This is a genomic window from Rhodococcus sp. IEGM 1409 (assembly GCF_030056735.1).
Taxonomy (GTDB): Bacteria; Actinomycetota; Actinomycetes; order Mycobacteriales; family Mycobacteriaceae; genus Rhodococcus_F.
In genome coordinates this window covers 193627-214213 of record NZ_JASHKN010000011.1, presented here as the reverse complement: position 1 = coordinate 214213, position 20587 = coordinate 193627, and the positions used below count along the sequence as shown (strand labels likewise).

Genomic DNA, 20587 nt, shown 5'->3' with positions numbered 1-20587 from the left:
TGGATTCACGTGATCAGCCACCGAACGTTCGTGAATTACAAGGCTGGTGAAATGTGAGGTGACGGGTTGAGTGCTTTTCCGTTGTCTCGGGCTCAGCTCGCGCTGTGGTTCGCGCAGCAACTGAGTCCGTCAACTCCGTTCGTGGTGGCTCAGTACGTGGAACTACGAGGACCGGTTGACGTCGACGCGCTGATCGAGGCAACGAATACGGCATGTCATGAATTGGAGTCGGCGTTCGTTCGCCTCGTCGCTACTGATGCCGAGCCGCTTCAGGTCCTCGATCACTCCATCGTCGACGATCTCGAATACCTCGACCTACGCAGCGATGACGATCCAGTTCAGCGCGCGAACGAGTGGATGACAGCGGAATACTCACGGCCACTTGACGTGATGTCCGATCGCCTGATCTCTGGGGCGCTGCTTCACCTGGAAGACAACCACTTTTTCTGGTACTCGCATGCCCATCACCTCGTGCTCGACGGGTATGCGGCGATGACACTCACCACGCGAGTGGCCGAGCGCTATTCGCATCTTGTTCACGGCAAGAAGCTGACTCCTTTCGGTGGTGTGGGGGTACGTGTGCTGCATGACCTCGATGTCGACTACCGATCCTCGGCGCGGTATCGATCGGACGAGCAGTACTGGACGGAGATGTCCGAGGGCCTGCCTCGCCCGGTTCGCCTCGCCGACGGCGCCGGGCTGACGTCCATGCCGCAGCGCATGATGGTGCAGACCTTGGATCCAACTCTTGCAAAACAGCTTTCGGATGTCTCGACGGAGTGGACTACGTCCGAGGTGGCGATCCTCGTCGGTGCGTTCGCGTCCTATCTCGGTCGGATGACTGATTCCGACGACGTCGTCCTCAGCCTGCCGGTGTCCGGCCGCACCACGGCAAAGTCGAGACGTTCGGGCGGAATGCTGTCCAATATCGTGCCTGTTCGCGCGCAACTTGATCGGGATCTGTCGCCACAAGAGTTGGTGCGTCAGATCTCGGTGCAGATGACCGGCGCACTGCGGCATCAGCGATTCCGATACGAGGACATGGGTTTCCAGGGGGATCAGGGCGGATCTCGCGACTCGGCGGGCCCGGCAGTGAACGTCATGATGTTTCACGAAGCGATTCGGCTCGGTGACGTCGTCGGCGAATTTCACGTCCTCACATCCGGACCCACCGAAGATCTGTTCTTCAGCATTTATCCGTCGATCGCGGGGGAGAACGTTCGCCTGTCCTTCGAAGCCAATCCGCGCCTGTACAGCGAACGTGACCTGTCGATGCACCATCGTCAGTTCGTTCGGCTGCTCGCGGGATTCCTCGACTCGGCCACCAGGGCGCTCGGTGGCCTCCCCATCCTCTCGACGGACGAACTGAAAGATCTGGTCCCCGCGCTAGGTCCGCGGACGGACGGATTCGCGACGCTCGATTCGGTCATCCGAGACGGGGCAGCGCTGGGGAGTGCGGTCGCGATCCGCGACCAAAGCGTGGACGTCACCTACGACCAACTCGGCGCTCGCGCGGATGCACTGTGCGCCTTGCTCGTAGAGAACGGCGTCGGCCGAGGTGACGTCGTCGGGATCCTCGCCGAGCGCTCGACCAATTCCGTAGTTGCGTTTCATGCAGTTGCGCGGGCCGGTGCGGCTCTTCTTTTCTTGGATCCTCAAGCACCCTCCGAGCGTGTCGCTTTCATTCTCGACGATGCCAACGTGTCCGTCGTGATCGGTGACGATCTGGCGGACGTGCCGGCTTGGGTCCGCGTCGTCAGTCCGAGGGTCGACGAAACTGCCGATGGGCAGATCGATCGAAGTGCGGGGGCCGGTTCATCTATCGCCGACGTGTCCCTGGACGATGCCGCCTACGTGGTCTACACCTCGGGTTCGGCCGGACTGCCGAAGGGCGTCGCGGTCACGCACCGAGGAATTTTGCCGTTGCTGCGTTCTCACACACGGCGACTGAACATCGATAGTTCCGCCCGTGTCGCGCTCCTGGCATCCACGTCGTTCGACGTGGCGATCCTCGAGATTCTGCTTGCTCACGGCTGCGGTGCGACTGCCGTGATCGTTCCTTCCGGATTGATCGGCGGAGTGGACCTCGAAGACTATTTGCGGCTCGAGGGTGTCACGCACCTGATCTCGACACCATCGGTTCCGCTGACGATGGATCCTCGGGAACTGCCGGATCTTCGAGTGTTGAACGTGGGCGGCGAGCGACCGCCGGGGGCGCTCGTGGATGCGTGGTCGAGTCACGTCGACATCGTGAATTCGTACGGCCCTAGTGAAGCAACCGTCGCGGCATTCATGAGCGAGCCGCTGGTACCTGGCGGTGATACACCGATCGGGCGCCCGATCGACGGCGTTGCCGCTGTGGTGTTGGATTCGTGGTTGCGTCCCACTCCGGTGGGCGCCGCGGGTGAGCTGTACGTGATGGGACAAGGACTGGCGCGTGGGTACCTTTCGCCGACGCTGACTGCGGAGCGTTTTGTCGCGGCGTCTATAGGTACGGCCGACGCTGGCGCGCGCATGTACCGCACCGGGGACGTGGTGCGGTGGAACGATGCTGGTCAACTCGAGTTCTTGGGCCGCACTGATCAACAAGTGAAGATCCGTGGAGTACGCGTCGAACTGGGCGAGATCGAAGCTGTGCTCCTGTCGACTCCTGGCGTCTCGCAGGCAGCAGTGGTGGAGCGATCCGGGTCGATTGCGGCGTATGTGACCGTGACCGAAGACGGGGAAGACCGACCTCATCCGTTGAGTCAGGAGGCGGTCCTCGACCATCTGGCTTCACTACTGCCGCGTTCCATGCTTCCGAGTTCGGTGACGATTCTGGCGGCGTTGCCCGTCACAAGCCATGGAAAGACAGACCGTACAGCGCTCCCAGAACCGACGACGACCACTGGCGCCGACGAGCGCTCGGCGGTGGGCCGCCCGATCGAGTACGACGAGGAATTGGTTGCCTCGGTGATGGCCGAGGTCCTCGGCGTCGGAGTTCTCGGACCGCACTCCGACTTGTTCGCCTGGGGCGCTAGTTCTCTCGACGCCGTGTACGTCGCCGCGCGCGTGAGTTCCGCCTTCGGAAGACGGGTTGGGGTCAGGGACGTGTTCGGTGCCCCGACGCCGGCGCGGCTGGCCCGGAAGATCCGTGAGGGTCGGGCGGAGTGGGTGGTGGAACCCCAGCGCATTTCGGACGACGTCATCGTGGAAATCGCTCCGGCGCAACAACGTCTGTGGCTACTCAACCGTCTGGATCCGCAGTCGTCGGCGTACAACATTGCGTTCGAGGTCTCGTTCAGTGGTGTTCTGGATGCAGCGGCGATGAGGGAGGCGGTAGGTGACCTGACCGATCGCCATCCCGTCCTTCGCACGGTGTTCTCGTTCGACCAGAATCACGACACGTGGCCGATCCAGGTCGCGTCTGCGGCGTCCGTGACCCCGGTCGAGGTTCCGTCCGAAGAATACGACTCTGCATCAGCGGATCTGGTTTCGGCCGGCTTCGATCTGGCGACCGAATTGCCCCTTCGGTTGACCCTCACCTCGGACAGCGATGCCGACCACCGCATGACCGTGATTGCGCATCACATCGCCCTGGACGGTCTTTCGTTCGCGACGATCGTCTCGGACCTCATCGCGGCGTACGACGCCCGCGCCGCTGGGCGTTCGCCGATCTGGCCTTCGCCCTCGCTCGACTATCGCGACTATTCTGCTTGGCACAGAACCGTTCTCGGTGATCCTGCAGATCCGCAGAGCTTAGCTGGCCGCCAGCTGGAATTCTGGGACGAGGCTCTCGCCGGCGTTGATCCGACTCTTGCGCTTCCCGCGGACAGATCCCGCCGACCGGGCCAATCGTCGTCGGCGCGAGACGTGACGTTCGAATTGTCCTCGCCCGTCCACGCGGCGCTGGACGAGATCGCCAGAGCCCACGACTGCACGACCTTCATGGTGTTGCACGCCTGCCTTGCGATCGTGCTGAGCAAGATCACCGGTGCGCCCGATATTGTCATCGGAACCCCGACGTCCGGCCGAACACACCCCTCGTTCGACGGCGCCGTCGGTATGTTCGTCGGAACCGTGGCGCTGCGAACGCTCCTGCGCGATGGAGACACCTTCGGCGAGTTCTTGAGTCGAGTACGCGACGTCGACGTAGCGGCTCTGTCCAATGCCGACGTCCCGTTCGACTGGGTAGTCGAGCGTGCCGTCGGTGGGGCCGCGGGCGAGAAGAATTCCTTCCTGCACGTGGTCCTCGCTGTCGATCCGGTAGCTTCGGTTCCCGAGATCGCCTTGGGGACGATGACGGCTCGAGGAATTCCGTTGCCTCCCGCGCATCCTCGATTCGATCTCGAAGTGACTGTGCGCGAACATCGTACGGTTGACGGAGGCGCGAACGGTATTTGCGGAACATTCCGATATGCCGCCGATCTGTTCGATTCGGCCACGGTAGGCGGTTGGGTCGAGCGACTACGTCGAGTGTGCGACTCGGTCACCGAGAACTCGTCAATTATCCTGCGTGACATCGATGTTCTCAGCGCCGTCGAGCGCGCAGAACTCCAGATGCATGGGCCGGCGCCCGCACTTGGTGCCGACTCACTGTCCGACCTGTTCGCCGGGGTCGCCACGAAGCGATCGAACGCAATCGCCGTGACGAGTGGAAGTTCTCGGGTCACCTACGCAGAGTTGCAAGTCCGATCGGAGGCGCTCGCAGCCGCCTTGATCGATCGAGGAATTCGAGTGGGGGATCGCGTGGCCGTCGGCCTCCCTCGCTCGATCGACCTGGTAGTTGCGATTCTCGCGGTCGTTCGAGCGGGCGCCGTGTACGTCCCGATCGAACTGCAGTATCCCGACGCTCGCATCCAGTACGTACTTGCCGATGCGCGTCCGAAAGCGATTCTGTCGACGCCCAGTTCCGCTACGCGTTTCGGCGAGTACGAACATGCCGTCGTATCCGTCGACGAGACGGGTGACGCGGCTGAATGCTGGCCAGTTGCGCCCTTGGAATCCGCCGCTTACGTGATCTACACCTCCGGATCGACCGGAGCGCCCAAAGGTGTGGTGGTGTCTCAGCGCAACGTGTTGGCTCTGCTCGCATCGACTCGAGAGACCTTCGACTTCGGGCCCGAAGATGTGTGGACGATGTTTCATTCGTACGCATTCGACTTCTCGGTATGGGAGATGTGGGGTGCGCTGACCACTGGCGGATCCCTGGTGATCGTGGACGGTGACGTCGCGCGCTCACCCGAGAGATTCGCGGATCTGATTGTGCGGGAACGAGTGACTGTTCTGAATCAGACCCCCGCAGCCTTCTATGCGTTGGCGGAAGTCACGCAGGAAGTGCTGCTTCCGCTCCGGTCGATTGTTTTCGGCGGTGATCGCCTCGACGTCGGGCGCGTGGAGGCTTGGTTCGATCGGCACCCGAATGTGCGGGGCGTCAACATGTTCGGAATCACCGAAACCACCGTTCACGTCACCAGTGTCGAACTGCCGGCCGGCGACGGAGCTACCTCGCCGATCGGATCTCCGCTACCAGGGTTGCGCAGCTACGTACTGGACACCGCGCTCGAGCCTGTCCCCCCGGGATCTGTCGGCGAACTGTACGTTGCCGGTCCGCAAGTGGCCGCAGGCTACTTGGGTCAACCAGGAATGACGTCTTCACGGTTTGTGCCTGAACCGGGATTCGACGGATCGAGGATGTACCGCAGCGGCGATCTGGTCCGTTGGCGAGCCGGCCGACTCGAATATATTCGCCGCGCTGACGGTCAGATGGCCCTGCGCGGGTACCGCGTCGAATCGGGCGAGGTGGAGTCCGCGCTACTGGCTCACACGTCGGTGGAGCAGGCTGCGGTGGTGGTGAGAGAACTCGACAGCGGGCCGACATTGGTCGGTTACATCACCCCGGAGAACGGACACGACCTCGACGGAGTGTTGCGGACTGCCCGTTCGTTGTTGCCCGCGTACATGGTGCCGTCGGCTTTGATGCCGCTTGCGTCATTACCGGTCACGATCAACGGCAAGATCGACCGTACGTCGCTGCCGACCCCGGTGTCGCTCGCGCAGCCGTCTCGGCAGTCGCGAGACTTCTTCGAGCAGACAGTCGCAGCGATCCTGGGCGATTTGATGGACGTTCCGCTTGTCGATCCGGTTCGAAATTTTTTCGATCAAGGGGCCAATTCCTTGATCGCCACTCGACTCTCGTCACGACTGAACGCCGTCTTGGGCTGCAACCTCGACGTCCGCGATGTGTTCGAGCACCCATTCGTCGATCAGCTGGCCGGAATTGCTGCTGCCCGAATCGGTGCAGGGCGAAACGGCACGGGGCAGGCGTCTCCGTTGTCCTTGGTACCTCAGTCCCTGGCACCTCTGTCCTTGGTACCTCGTTCGGACACTACTGAGGTGCAGCTGTCGGCTTCCCAACACCGAATGTGGATTCTGAATCAGTTGGATACAGAGTCCGCCGGCTACAACATTCCGATCGTGTTGCGCCTGACGGGTGAATTGAACGTAGTTGCAGCCGAACTGGCAATTCGTGACCTGATCGATCGCCATCGCACCCTGCGGACCGTGTACCCGGTTGTCGGCGAGCGCCCGGTTCAGAAGGTGCTCGAAGACAGGGAGGCGAGTCCGCCGCTTCGGCTCGATGCACTCGACGGCGAGGACGCCGAGAAGCGCGTTGCAGAACTGGTGGGTTCGGGCTTCGATGTCACCACGGATCCGCCTGTACGGGCGGCCCTTTTCCAGGTTTCACCCGACGAGCACGTCCTGGCTGTCGTTATCCATCACATTGCCGCCGACGCTCGATCGCTGGAAGTGTTGGTACGTGACTTCACTGCCGCGTACATCGCTCGCTCGGAGCAGCAAGCTCCGCAGTGGTCGCCGCTCGCGCTCGAATATTCCGATTACAGTGCATGGCACAGGGAATCGGGGATTCCAGACGCGGTATCCAGTTATTGGAAGCAGGCTCTCGAAGGCCTTCCCGAACAGGTGACGCTACCCCTGGACCGCCCACGCTCGACCTCTGCCCGAGCGTCGAGCTGTCGGGTAGAGATCTCAGGTTCCGTACGGACGGGCCTTCAAGTACTGGCGCGATCGAACAATGCAACCATGTTCATGGTTGTCCACGCTGCTCTCGCGGCGCTGCTGGCGAGGCACACCGGCAGCAGTGACGTGGTTGTCGGCACTGTCGTGTCCGGACGCGTCGCCCCTGAACTCGATGAGCTCGTCGGCATGTTTGCCGGCACGATTGTTCTCCGAACCGAAGTCGATCCGTCGAAGTCCTTCGGCCAGTTGGTCGAGCAGGTTCGTCAGCGCGACGTATCGGCGTTCGCCCATGCAGAGATGCCCTTCGAATCGCTGGTTGATTTGATCGATCCACCGCGATCGCGCTCGCGGCACCCGTTGTTCCAGGTGGCGCTCTCGTTCCAAACAGTGCATCCCACCACCTGGTCCGTGCCGGGGTTGTCTGTCACACAGATTGCTCCTGATGTCAGGCACGCAAACTTCGATCTGCAGCTCAACGTCACGGATGCGGGGATCGGCGGCGGTCTCACCCTCGAATTCGTCTACAACGCTGATCTATTCGACGATCTGACGGTATCGAGCTTTGCGGGCCGGTTCGAGCGCTACCTGGATCAAGTGTCGATCGACCCGAAGATCGCCGTAGGGGGAATCGACCTGTTGGACATTACGGAGCGAGCTCTTCTCGTCCCCGTACACGGCGCGGCCGACCGGCCTGATCAATCTCGACGTTCCGGTACGACGCTTGCTTCGATGCTGCGCTTCGGCGTCGAATCCGCCCCGGACGCTGTGGCGGTCGAGGGCGAGGGCAACACACTGACTTATCGGGAACTCGATGCCCAGTCGGATGTCGCAGCCGACGAGTTGCGCTCCCGGGGAGTCGGAGTCGACCGGGTCGCTGCCTGGACTGCCGATCGTTCCATCGCGTCGATCGTGCAATTGTGGGCAATCGCGAAGGTCGGGGCAGCTCCGGCATTGGTGGATCCGGAACAGCCGCAGGCACGACTACGCGATGTCCTCGAAACACTGGGCGACGGCACGCTCGGCAGCCGCGATGCTGGTGGTGAGAACGCTGGTGGTGAGAAGGACACAGACTCGGCGCGCGAATATTCCGACAGCCTTGCGGCATACCTAGTCTTCACTTCGGGTACGAGCGGAACCCCGAAGGCCGTAATCGTGACCAACGGCGGGCTCGGCGTGATCGCCGAAGACCTGCCCGGTAGGTTCTCGGCTGGGCCAGGTTCTCGCGTATTCCATCGCGGAGCACCAGGATTCGACATGACGTTGCTCGAGGTGCTCATCGCGAGTACGTCCGGGGCGACGCTCGTCTTGGCGAAGAACGATGAACTGTTCGGTTCGGGACTCGCATCAGCTCTGAGGCGCGAGCGTATTACTCATCTGTGCGCCACACCTACAGTTGTCGCCTCGATCGGCAATCCGTCGCTGCCGGACCTTGCAACGGTGATGTTCGGAGGCGAGCGGCTCAGCAGTGCGTTGGCGAAGCGTTGGCAAGCCGGACGCAGAGTGATCAACGGATACGGACCCGCTGAGTCGACGATGTATTCGCTTGCTACCGAACCCCTGTCAATTGAGCACTTGTCGACCGACAGTCACAACGGGTCCGTCGGGCATCCGCTGGCCGGGGTCGACGCAGTCGTGCTCGATGATCGACTCGAACCGGTGCCGCCGGGAGTCTCCGGCGAACTGTATCTCTCCGGTCGAATGCTCGCGCGCGGGTACGCCGGCCAACCTGCCCGAACTGCGGAACGATTCGTGGCAACCAGGTCAGGCGCCCGGATGTACCGAACCGGCGACCTGGTGGTGTGGAAGCCAGAAATCTCCAAACCTGCAACCCAGAAGCCCGAAGGCAATACCTATCGCCTGCACTATCTCGGGCGAACCGACGCGCAGGTGAAGGTCAACGGCGTCCGGATAGAGCCGGGTGAAATCGAATCAGTCATTCAGTCTGTCGCGAACGTCGATTTTTGCATCGCCGGAGTTCGGAGCTCCGCAAGTGGTAGTCCTCTGTTGGTCGCCTACGTGAGAAGTTCAGGTGCCGAGAGAGTTGACGCGGGTCAGCTACGCGCCACCATCGCAGAAGTTCTTCCGACGTACATGGTTCCGCACGTCATCGTCGAAATCGAGGGCGACCTTCCGATGCGGAACGGCAAGGTCGACTTCGCCGGTCTACCGTTGCCGGCACTCGATGCTTCCCGCACAGCGGGCCCAGACACTGACACTGAGCACCTGGTTGCTGCGGCTTTTGCCGCCGTTCTGGGCGGGGACGGGGACAATCGCGACGCAGACTTCTTCTCGCTCGGGGGCAACTCGCTCTCGGCCGCGGAGGTCACCTCGCTCTTGAGTAGTTCTCTGGGACAGGTTGTTCCGCTGCGGACCGTATTCGAGCATCCGACAGTTGGGGCGTTGGCAGCCCGGCTCGATTCGCTCGCGCAGAGCGGCTCGGTGACCGATCTTGTCCGACTGGAGCCTCGCCGCGACCCCACGCCCGCACCCCTGTCGCGGAACCAGCGTGCGATGTGGGTACTCAATCAGCGGAACACAGCGAGCGGTGCGTACAACCTGCCGATCTGCATCGAGATCGACGGTGAACTCGACGTGTTCGCGCTGCGTCAGGCCGCGACGGATCTTGTCGGTCGGCATGACGTCCTCAGAACCCGGTATCCAGGCACTCCACCGGTTCAGGTCGTAGATCCCCCGTCTTCGGCGACAGTGGAAACGCGACTGGTCGGCGACATCGAAGTCGAAGTGCTGCTGCGAGAGTTCGGCTCGCGCGGTTTCGACGTAGCCGCAGACCTGCCGGTGCGCTGGATGCTGCTCCAACTGTCGCCGGTCAGACACGTTCTGGCGGTGAGTTTTCATCACATCGCAGTCGACGGGGTGTCGATGCGAACTGTGGTCGGCGACCTCCTGACCGCTTACGGCAAGCGCCGAGCCGGACTGGATCCGCAATGGCCTCCGCTGCCGATCCAGTACGGAGATTTTGCCGCGTGGGAGGCAGCGCGTGACGTTTCCCCTGCCGTCGAAGAGTTCTGGCGCCGAGCACTCGACGGCGTGACGTCGGTTTCGCCGCTGACGGTGGATCACACTGACGACGGACCGCTTTCCGTGGCGCGGCGAGTGAACTTCGTGATACCAGCCGTCGTCACCTCGGCACTGCAGGCGCGAGCGGACCGGTTGAAGGTCTCGCTGTTTGCGGTGGTTCATGCGGCGTTGTCCGTGGTGCTTGCCAAGGTGAGCGGGAATCCCGATGTCGTGATCGCGACCGCTGTCGACGGACGGCGTACGCCCCAACTCGACGGCATGGTCGGAATGTTCGTGGATACGGTGCCTCTGCGCCTGCGGATCGACGGGGACATGCCGATTGATCTTCTGTTGGCTACAGCTTTCGATGCTGACGTGGCAGCGTTCGAATACAGTACTGTTCCTGCCGAATTGGTTGGTGAGTTGCTCGGTGGACGAACTCCCCAGGTTGCGCTGGGTCTGCAGAATTTTGCGGTCCCTGCCGTGGAGGTGGCCGGTCTCACGATCGAGGCTCGTGAAATCGAGACCGCAACAACGAAGTTCCCCATGCATGTCTCGCTCGCACCCGCTGTCGACGGATCATTGACCGGCACTGTCGTCTATGCAGCGAGCGCGTTCGATCCGTCGAGCGCCGACGCGGTTACTCGACATCTGTCGAGAGTGCTCACCTCGATTGCCGAGGATGTGCCAGTACTCGTTTCGGATCTCGCGGTGGGTGCGGCGCCCAGTTGGACTGCTGTCGAGGTCGATTCGTCTCGGACACTCACCGAGATCTTTGCCGCCACAGCGGCGCGATTCCCGAACAACATTGCTCTCGACGACGGACAGAGCACGGTGACGTATGCCGAACTCGACTCGGCCTCGGAGGCTCAAGCCTGGGAACTGGTGGCTCGGGGAGCAGGACCGGGCGCCGTGTACGAGATTCCGGCAGTGCGAACTATCGCTTACCTGGTCCGAATGTTGGCCATCACGAAAACGGGCGCGGCATTCGTGCCGATCGACCCTGACCTGCCGACGGCACGGTTGAAGCAGCTACGCACAGTGCTCTCCGACCGCAGTCCTGTTCCCGGCCGGCAGTATCCGGATTCAGTTGCGTACGTCGTTCACACGTCCGGATCGACCGGTGAACCGAAAGGCGTTGCAGTCACCCACCGAGGACTGGGCCTGCTGACCGACGACGCAATCCGGAAGTACGGCGTGACTTCGGGCTCGGTTGTGCTGCACGGATACAAACCGACGTTCGATGCAGCGATCCTCGAGATGATGCTGGCGATCGGCGCCGGGGCTACCTTGGCGGTCGCGCCCCGGGAGGCTTTCGGCGGAAGGGCACTCGAAGAGTTTGTCGCAGAACGCGGCGTTACCCACATGTTGTCGACTCCGGCCGTACTCGACACCATGGCACCGGAGCGGTTCGACTCGCTCGAGGTGGTGGCTGTCGGCGGCGATGTGCTCTCACCTTCCACCGCGCGCGCGTGGAGTCGCCGTGCGCGAATGCTCAATGCGTACGGACCGACGGAATGCACCGTGGTCACGACTGTTGCCGAGGTGGATCATCGGGTGACCATCGGAGTCCCGCTCACCGGAATCGGTGCAGAGGTACTGGATACGCGACTGCGTCCGGTGCCGTGGGCCGGGATCGGTGAGTTGTACGTCAGCGGACCCGGACTGGCGATGGGCTACGCCGGAGATCCCGCCGGCACCGCCAGTTCGTTTGTCGCCGCACCAGGTGGGCGCCGCCGTTATCGGACTGGTGATCTGGTTCACCGCCGCACCGATGACACCCTCGGATTTGTCGGACGCTCCGACCGCCAGATGAGTGTGCGAGGAATCCGCGTCGAGCCTGCCGAGATCGAATCAGCCCTGCGTCGGTGCCTCGGCGTCGAGGCCGCTGCGGTTGTCCTCGTCGACGAGATCGCCGTGGCATGCGCGGTTGGTGATTGTTTGGAGTCGGATCAGCTGACAATCGAGTTGGCAGCGATGTTGCCTGCATATCTGATGCCCGGCCGAGTAGTCGTGTTGGAGTCGATCCCGCTCACGTCGAACGGAAAGCTGGACGCAGACGCGTTGCGGCGCCATGTGTTCGAGAGACAGACACCCGACGCAGCAGTGACGGTTTCGGAGGAACTCGTCACCGCTGTCATGTCGGAACACGTGTCCGGAAGCTTCGGCGCTCTGCACAACCTGTTCGAATCGGGTGGTGATTCGTTGGCCGCGGCCGCGGTGGCAGGTCGACTCGCCGCGATCTTCGCCCGGGACGTGCCCGTTCGAGCCGTCTTCGACAATCCGTCACCGCGAGCGATGTCTCAGTGGCTTTCGGCGAGCGCATCCGACGGCACTCGCCGTGAATTGACTCGACGCGATCCCGGGATGCCAGCGCCGCTGGCGCCCTCTCAACAGCGACTCTGGCTGATCAATCAGCTTCAGCCGGAATCGACCGCGTACAACCTGACGTTTGCGGTAATCCTGGCAGACGGCATCGATCGTTCGGTCTTGAGCAGCGCACTCGGTGACGTCGTCGATCGCCACGCCGTACTGCGGACTGTGTTGGTTCCGGGTGAATTCGGTCCAGAACAGGCTGAAATAGAGTCTGTTGCATTCGATCTCACCCCGGTGCACGTCGACGATATCCGTGCGAGCGCTCAGGCCTTCGCGAATGTGCAGTTCGATTTCGAACGAGACGTTCCGTTCCGAGTGCGTGTATTCACCGAGAATGCAGGAGTCGACTCTGCAGGATTGACGGTCCTGGTAATCGTTGTTCACCACATCGCAATCGACGGTGCCTCGATGGGCCCGATCCTGGCCGATTTCGCGGCAGCCTTCGAGGCCAGGGCAGTTGGAAAAGAATGGGATCGCTCCGCCGACGGGATCAGCTACGGCGATTACAGTCTGTGGGCGAGAGAGAGTTTGGGTGATCCCGAGGATTCTCTCAGCGTGGCTCACCGGCAACTCGACTACTGGTCGAACGTCCTTCGTGGCGTCGAGGATGTGTTGGCTCTACCCGTCGACAAACCCCGGAGTTCGCTGTCCTCACGATCCGACGAGATGGTGACGGAAGTCTTCGACGGCGCCACCTACGACGCGTTGTCGGCGTTGGCCCGTTCACACGGCGTCACGGTATTCATGGTCGTCCACAGCGTGATTGCCGTGCTGCTCGCTCGTGAGTGCGTCACGGACGACGTCGTTGTGGGAGCAGCGGTGAGTCTGCGGAACGATCCGGCGCTTCTGAATGTCGCCGGCATGATGGTGGGTACCGTCGCGTTGCGCACGAGGATCAACTCCGCCGATCAGTTCACAGCAGTCTTGGACGAGGTTCGCCGCGTCGATCTGGAAGCAATGGCGAACGCGGACGTTTCGTTCGACGATGTAGTCGCAAAGGTCGAGCCGCCGCGCAGGATGAACGAGCATCCGCTGTTCACGGTCATGCTGGCATATCGACGAGCGCTCGAGTTGCCGCAGATCGACGGGTTATCTGTCTTCGACGTCGACACCGCAGGAGCATCGACGGGCTACGACTTGACGTGGGATCTGGTTGACGCCGGTGACAGTCTGACCATTCGATTGTTGTACGCCACGGACAGGTTCCGGAAGTCGACCGCGGAACTGTTCATGCAGCGGGTGACACGTATCGCCGAATCGGTGATAGCCGAACCCGAGATAGTGGTCGGGGAGATCGAATTGTTGTCCGGATTCGAGCGCTCGGCGTTGACCGTTGCGAATCCCCGCAACGTCGATCCTCTGACGATTGCCGACATTTTCGAACGTGCTCTGCGTCAGGCACCCGACGGAGTAGCGCTGGAAGAGAATGGCCAACTCTGGACTTACCGCGACCTGCACGAGGCGTCGTCGCACTGGACGCGCGAGTTGGTGGGCCTGGGAATCGGGCCTGACGACGTCGTCGCCGTTGCGCTAGGTCGCGGACATTTGTGGATCGTTGCATTGTGGGCAGTGGCGCGGGCAGGCGCAGCGTGGCTGTCGCTCGATCCGGCGCTGCCGACAGTGCGCCGGCAGACGATGGTCGAGGAGTGCGGTTCGGTTGTCGGTTTGACAGCAGAAGGTGCAGCCGAGAGTTTGCCCGACTGCGTCGAGTGGCTGTCGATGGATGAATCCCGCACTGCGAGTGAGGCTACCGAGGTAGCGGCGACGCCGGCTCGTGCCGACAACCTTGCCTATGTCATCTACACGTCGGGTTCGACGGGAAGACCGAAAGGCGTCGAGGTTTCGCATCGCGGAATCATGAATGTCTACACCGCGCACGCCGAGATCGCCCAGCTCGATCGTGGCCCCCGCGTCCTGCAATTGGCGTCGTCGACCTTCGATGCGTCGGTGATCGAGATTCTTCTGGCGGCTGCGGGGTGTGGAACGTTGATTCTGGCTCCCGACTTCGTGTACGGGGGAGAGGAACTCACGAGACTGCTGGTGGCTGCCGACGTCACGCATCTGATCGTGACACCGACGGTCCTGGCCACGGTCGATCCGGATTCACTGCAACCGTTGATCGTCGAATCGATGGGAGAGACGCTCTCTGCCCGCCTTGCGTCGGCCTGGTCGAGCCGACATCGCATCGTCAACGGGTACGGACCGACCGAATCAACGGTCGCGGCATCGATTTCGCACCCGATCATCGATGGAGACGTCACTGTCGGCACTCCGGTACCTGGTACGACGGCACTTGTTCTCGATCAAAGGTTACGACCGGTTCCGGATGGCGTGGCGGGAGAACTCTTCCTCGCCGGTGAGAATTTGGCGCGGGGGTATGTCGCCTCCTCAGGTTTGACTGCCGATCGTTTTGTGGCCAATCCCTTTGTCGCAAATCCCGCCGCGGTGGGGACTCGGATGTATCGCACGGGTGACCTCGTGCGTCGTCGGCGTCACGACCGAGCACTCGAGTATCTGGGTCGCAACGACGCACAGGTGAAGGTCCGGGGCGTTCGCGTGGAACCGGCGGAGGTCGACGCGGCTCTGTCAAGCCATGGAGCAGTGACCTTCTCGGTTACCGTTGTCTCCGACGACGGGCGCGGGTCCGCCGAGCTTCGGTCGTATGTAACTCTGGCGGAGAACAATTCGGTGACGGAAAGGGAGCTGCGCGATTTTGTCTCCGGCTCGCTGCCGAAACACCTGCTGCCTTCCTCGATAACGGTGGTGGACCGGTTCCCGTTGCTCGCATCGGGAAAGATCGACGTCGCGGCTCTTCCTGCTCCTGCACCGCAGGTAGGGTCGAGTGTGGATCGACCCGTCTCGGCTACCGAACGTCAAGTGGCACAGGCATTCGAGAGTGTCACAGGCGCGGTATCGGTGGGCCGTCACGACGACTTCTTCGAACTCGGCGGTACGTCCATGGCAGCCGTTCAGGTGGCTTCGCGCTTGCGTGAGGCCCTGAACAGGGAATTCCCTGTTCAATGGATTTTCACCGATCGAACTGTGGCTGAGCTTGCCTCTCGGTTGGATCTCGTTCATGCCGATGTCTTGGAGGGTGATTCGTTTCATTCGGATCCGCTGGACACGATCGTCATGTTGGGCGGCAATCCTGATGACGTGCGGCCGCCGTTGTTCTGTGTTCATCCGGTCAGTGGAATTGCCTGGTGCTACGTCGGACTCGTCGGTCGCCTCGAGGGGCGACGGGTCTACGGCATCCAGGCAACGGGAGCAGGTGAGCTACCCGGCACGGTGGCGGAGTTGGCGTCGGGGTACGTCGATGCCTTACGGATAGTGCAACCATCGGGTGAATACCATCTGCTGGGGTGGTCTGCCGGCGGAACGATCGCGCTCGAGATGGCGAGCCAGCTCGAAGAGGCCGGCGATCTGGTCGGTTCGGTTGCAATGCTCGACGCGCTGCTGCCGGAGATGATGCCGTCTGTACAAGCAGCCCCGGAGCCTTCCGAACTGTTCGCGCAGATTGGACTAGCTGAGGCTGAAACTGCGACTGCAGCAGTGACTTTCGTAGACGTCGCAGCAGAGATCAGAAGGCAGACCGGTATGGATTTTCTCACCGACACGGTTCTCGAATCTGTAGTGGGCCGGGTGGAAAAACTGTCACGAATTGTCCGGGATCACAGGCCGAGGCCCTATTCGGGTTCAGTGGAACTCTTTGTGGCGCAGCATGATCTGCCTGAACATCGTCACCTGGTCGAAAAGTGGTCCGAACTGGCAGAGTCGTTGCGAACGTATCTGGTCGACTGCTCTCACTCGGAAATGTCGAGCATGGAGGTTTTGGCGAGCGTTGCGAAAGTCCTCGTCGACAATCGCCAAGACGTCGAATCCGAATCGAGGAAGTGCAATCATACTGGGGTGCAGTAGATCTGCGGCACCGGGACTTTGGTCCGGAATTTTCACCCCCGGGGGTCCCCATACTTCCGTTCCGCAAGTAGAACCCGTAGCATTTCCCTTGTGGCAGTAAGCCATTCAGAAACTATCTCCGGAGGATCGTATGTTGGGTTCCCTTTTTTCCATCAGCTCTGAAATCGGTGTCCCGTCCGTCGACGCGCTCTTCGAGGCTGCTCGGACCATCATCGGCGCGATCTTCGGCCTGAGCTGACACGTCGCAGCGACCTTCCCCCGCGGTGAAGTAGTCCCTGTTCTCCGATGAGGAGAACAGGGACTTTCGTGCTGCATGGCGGTGAGTGAGGGTCCTAGCAGCCGGTTTGTTCATATGCGATCGTCATCAAAGATGCGACATCGTCATTCACGTCCGCGGTACTGGTGAGCCCGATCTTGTGGGTCGACTGGCCGGTAGCTTTTGCGGGCACCAGAAGGTCGGAACCGGGGGCCTCGACAAAAGTTGTCGCTGTGCACGGTTAGCTCGCTCAGTCGATGCCGAGCATCTGCTTGAGCGCGCGCACGCCGGTCACGTCGACGGGATACGGCGGTGCGACAAAGTCTTCGCGACTGAGGGTGAAGAGACGACGCACAGTCATTCGGCCGTCGGCAGCCAACTGCTCTATCGTGCCGTCTGCGCGGTACCCGACTTTGGTTGACACCGTGATCGAGGCGGGGTTGTCGGTGAACGCCGACGACACGACGCTGCGTGCGCCCAAAGAGTCGAATGCGAATGCGCAGATTGCCTGTCGGGCGAGAGTGCCGATACCCCGGCCTTGGAACTCGCGCCCGATCCACGAGCCGGTTTCACCGGTACGACTGCTGGGGAAGTCCGTCGCGGCAAACGCCTGGCAGCCGACGATCTCTCCGTCGACAACGATGGCTGTTTCGAATTTCCAGTCGGCGATGTTCATCGCTCCGCGGACCGACCAGTGATATTGGATGAACCTTCGCGACACTTCGTCCGGCGTGCCCACTGTCCAGGGGACAAGAAAAGGCATCTGTTCGGCAGGGTGAATGCCGGCTCGGACCAGCGCGTCGAGTTCGGGAAATTGGTCGTCGCGCACAGGAGTCAAGGTGACGGGCCCACACGTGATCGCTACCCCGTACGGAGGCCAGATCTCGCTCAGTGGATCAACCATCGTGCCCAGACTTTCGTTCGTGTGCGAATCGGGTCACAGTCTGGCATGCCCGGACTGTCCGAGTGAGCGACTTCTGGTCATCGAGATTCTTTTGCCCTCGCGGTACGGAGTCGTGACATTAGTGTGTGGACGGTGACTACAGACAAACCGGTACGTCTTCGTGAAGGTAGATCGCCTGACAGGCTTTCGCGTGGTGTGGTGGCCGGATACGCAGCGGGAAGTGTGGGTACGGGTGGATTCGGTGTTCTGCCAGGTCTGGTACTGGCGTACTACCTGACCGACACGCTCGGCGTTGCCGCGGCGCTCGCGTCGCTCGTGGTCATCGTTCCGAAAATTGCCGATGTCCTGATCGACCCGCTGATCGGGTCGATCAGCGATCGAGGCTCCCATCGAACTGGTACGCGAGTGCCACTCATGCTCGCAGGTGCTCTGGCTCTGCCCTTGCTCTTCATACTCACGTTCTCGGCTCCCGTGTCTGCCGGCCCTGGATTCGGGGCGTTGTGGGTGCTCGTCTTCTTCCTGCTCGCGGCCAGCGCCTACAGTCTCTTTCAGGTTCCGTACATCGCGTTGCCCACCGAGTTGACCGGCGACTATCACGAGCGCACTCGCTTGGTATCGGTTCGAATTGCGGTGTTGGCCCTGACAATTCTGGTCATCGGCGCCGGCGGACCCGAACTCCGCGATGCTGCCGGGGGCGGGGCGCGCGGCTATCTCGTCATGGCGATCGGAGTGTCGGCGCTGATGTGCGGGGCAATGATCTGGGCAGTTCGCGGAGCGGCGCGCCACACGGTGACTCACGCGGATGCCCCGGTCGGCTCGTTGCTCTCGCAGTATCGGGACGGGTTCGACGCGATACGACACACACGCGCGTTCCGATTGCTGGTCATCGTGTTCGTGCTCCAAGCGCTTGCGACCGCGGTGATGTTGGCGGGTGCGCAATACCTGGCGACGTATGTGATGGGCAACGAAGGCGCACTCACAGGTCTGTTCGTCGCACTCGTCGGACCAGCCCTCGTCGTGATGCCGCTGTGGTATCGGTTCTCTCATCGGTATGGAAAGCTGCGCGGTTACGTCGTGTCTTCGATTCTGTTTGTCGTGGCGACGGCGTTGTTGACGCTCGCGGCGCTCGACGCCGGCCCGTGGATCTACGCCGCCGTCGCCCTTGCCGGCGTTGCCTATGCCGGTATGCAGGTGTTCCCGCTGGCGATGCTTCCGGACGTCATCGAGGACGACGCGCGAATCGGTGGTCGCCAGCGTGGTGGCTCGCTCAGTGGTATCTGGACCGCCTCGGAAACCGCGGGCCTGGCCCTCGGACCCGCCGTGTTCTTGGGTGTTCTCGCAGTAACCGGGTTCGTCTCGAAAACTGCGGGGGAGACTGTCGTACAACCGGAATCAGCGCTCACCGGTATCGCCCTGGGCTTCTCGATCGTGCCGGCAATCCTGGTTGCGATAAGTCTGGTCGTATTGCGGAATTACCACACCGAACAAGAATCCACTCACGAGAACGCAGGTGAACGATGAGTTCCAGTCAGGTCGAGGCACTTCAGGGCAAGATCCTCGAGAGCGCGAACCTCGAGCGCCGAGCCGCTGACATCTTGGGCCGGTTGCGTTCGCTTCGTGAGCAGGATGCTCCGACGCACGGCGGCCGGGTTCTGTCGTACGTGTACGACAGCGGTCTCGCAGCCCTCGACGAGTTGGCAGCGAACGCAGCTCGATTGGTTCAGCCCGTCAACGGTCTCGACCCGACGGTGTTTCCCTCCACTGCGGTAATGGAGCGTGAGCTGGTGGCGTTCGCGCGCGAGTTCCTCCATGGAACTTCAGGCACGGCCGCAGATACAGACGCAGAAGCAGGAGGGGTGGTAGTCGGCAATGTCACCAGCGGCGGAACGGAAAGTTGTGTGTTGGCCGTCAAGGCCGCTCGCGACTTCCGTGGCCTCCCGCCGGGGGAGGGCTCGCTGGTTCTTCCGACCACCGCGCATGCCGCTTTCCACAAGGCGGCACACTTACTCGGACTGGAACTGATCCTGGTGCCGGTGGATCCCACGTCGGGGCGCGTCGACGCAGAAGATATCGCGGCTGCGGTGCGCCAGGACACGGTCCTGATCGTCGTCTCCGCGCCCAATTACCCGTTCGCGGCGCTCGACCCGATCGCCGAAGTCGCGGAAGTTGCTCGTGCACAGTCGATTCCATTGCACGTTGATGCCTGCATCGGCGGACTTGCGTTGCCGTGGTGGGGTGATCTGCCGCTCTGGGATTTCCGGGTGGCCGGTGTCACCAGCATGTCGGTCGACTTCCACAAGTACGGATACTCACCCAAAGGCGTCTCGGTTTTGCTGCACCGTGGGCGCGATCTGCATCGCAAGCAGTATTTCGGACTCACGGACTGGCCGGGCTATCCGGTGGTCAATCCCACTCTTCTCGGTTCCAAATCCGTTGCTGCCCTCGCCGGGGCGTGGGCGATTTCGCAAGTCCTCGGTCAATCCGGGTATGCCGAATTGGTGTCCCGGGCGCAGCGGGCGACCCGTGCGCTCATCGACACGGTCCAGAGCATCGACGGGCTTCGCGTCGTGGGCTCGCCGGTGGGACCACTGTTCGCCGTCGCTACCGACGATTCCGTGCCGCTCGAACGCCGAGTCGATCCGCATCGCTGGGTGAGCGCTGTCGGTGCCCGGGGTTTCGTCCTTCAGGCGCAGCCGGCGTCGACGCAATCCGACGGGACGACGTTGCCTCGAACAACCCACCTCACCGTCACTCCGGTGACCGAGTCGGTGCTCGGCGAGTTGACCAGCGCGCTCGTCCTCGGCGCCGACGACGTTCGCGGCGTGGCGGCTGCCGAGGCGCCGCCGGCCTTGGCAGAGTTGGCCCGAGCATTCGAACGTGGCGATGTCACCGTCGCCGATGTACTCGCGTTGCCCAGTGACGCCGTTGCGGCAGCTTTGACGTCGGCGGGGCTGGATCCGCGGGGCTCTTCTGATTCTCCGCTGGATATGGCGGCGGTCCTGGCGGCAGTGGAATCGCTGCCACGCGAGGTAACCAAGCGGTTGTTGGTGGAGTTCCTCGCCGGACTGGTGGAGCCCTGAGCTCAGCGACGAATA

General features: G+C 62.2%; 4 protein-coding genes. 3 read left to right on the top strand and 1 reads right to left on the bottom strand.

Features of this window, described 5'->3' with window-relative positions; translation table 11 throughout:
* Window positions 1-66: 66 nt before the first annotated feature.
* Window positions 67-16332 (top strand): non-ribosomal peptide synthetase, encoded by a 16266-nt coding sequence (locus tag QM716_RS25155; RefSeq protein WP_283306870.1) that lies wholly within the window; start codon window positions 67-69, stop codon window positions 16330-16332.
* A 506-nt stretch (window positions 16333-16838) separates the two neighbouring features.
* Here QM716_RS25155 and QM716_RS25150 read toward each other — a convergent pair.
* Entirely contained in the window at window positions 16839-17492 is a 654-nt protein-coding gene (locus QM716_RS25150; protein WP_283306869.1) for a GNAT family N-acetyltransferase, read from the bottom strand.
* Between the two features lie 123 nt (window positions 17493-17615).
* On the opposite strand from QM716_RS25150, the gene QM716_RS25145 reads away from it, so the two are divergent.
* A complete protein-coding gene (locus tag QM716_RS25145; protein WP_283306867.1) occupies window positions 17616-19013 on the top strand; it encodes an MFS transporter in 1398 nt (465 codons plus the stop codon).
* The gene (locus tag QM716_RS25140) at window positions 19010-20572 is read left to right on the top strand and encodes a pyridoxal phosphate-dependent decarboxylase family protein (protein WP_283306866.1); all 1563 of its coding nucleotides are present in this window, start codon (window positions 19010-19012) and stop codon (window positions 20570-20572) included. Before QM716_RS25145 ends, QM716_RS25140 begins: the two co-directional genes overlap by 4 nt.
* Window positions 20573-20587: the final 15 nt, after the last annotated feature.

Coding starts and splice junctions, on each gene's coding strand:
- QM716_RS25150 (WP_283306869.1), bottom strand. CDS start 17,492: ATGGTTGATCCACTGAGCGAGATCTGGCCTCCGTACGGGGTAGCGATC.
- QM716_RS25140 (WP_283306866.1), top strand. CDS start 19,010: ATGAGTTCCAGTCAGGTCGAGGCACTTCAGGGCAAGATCCTCGAGAGC.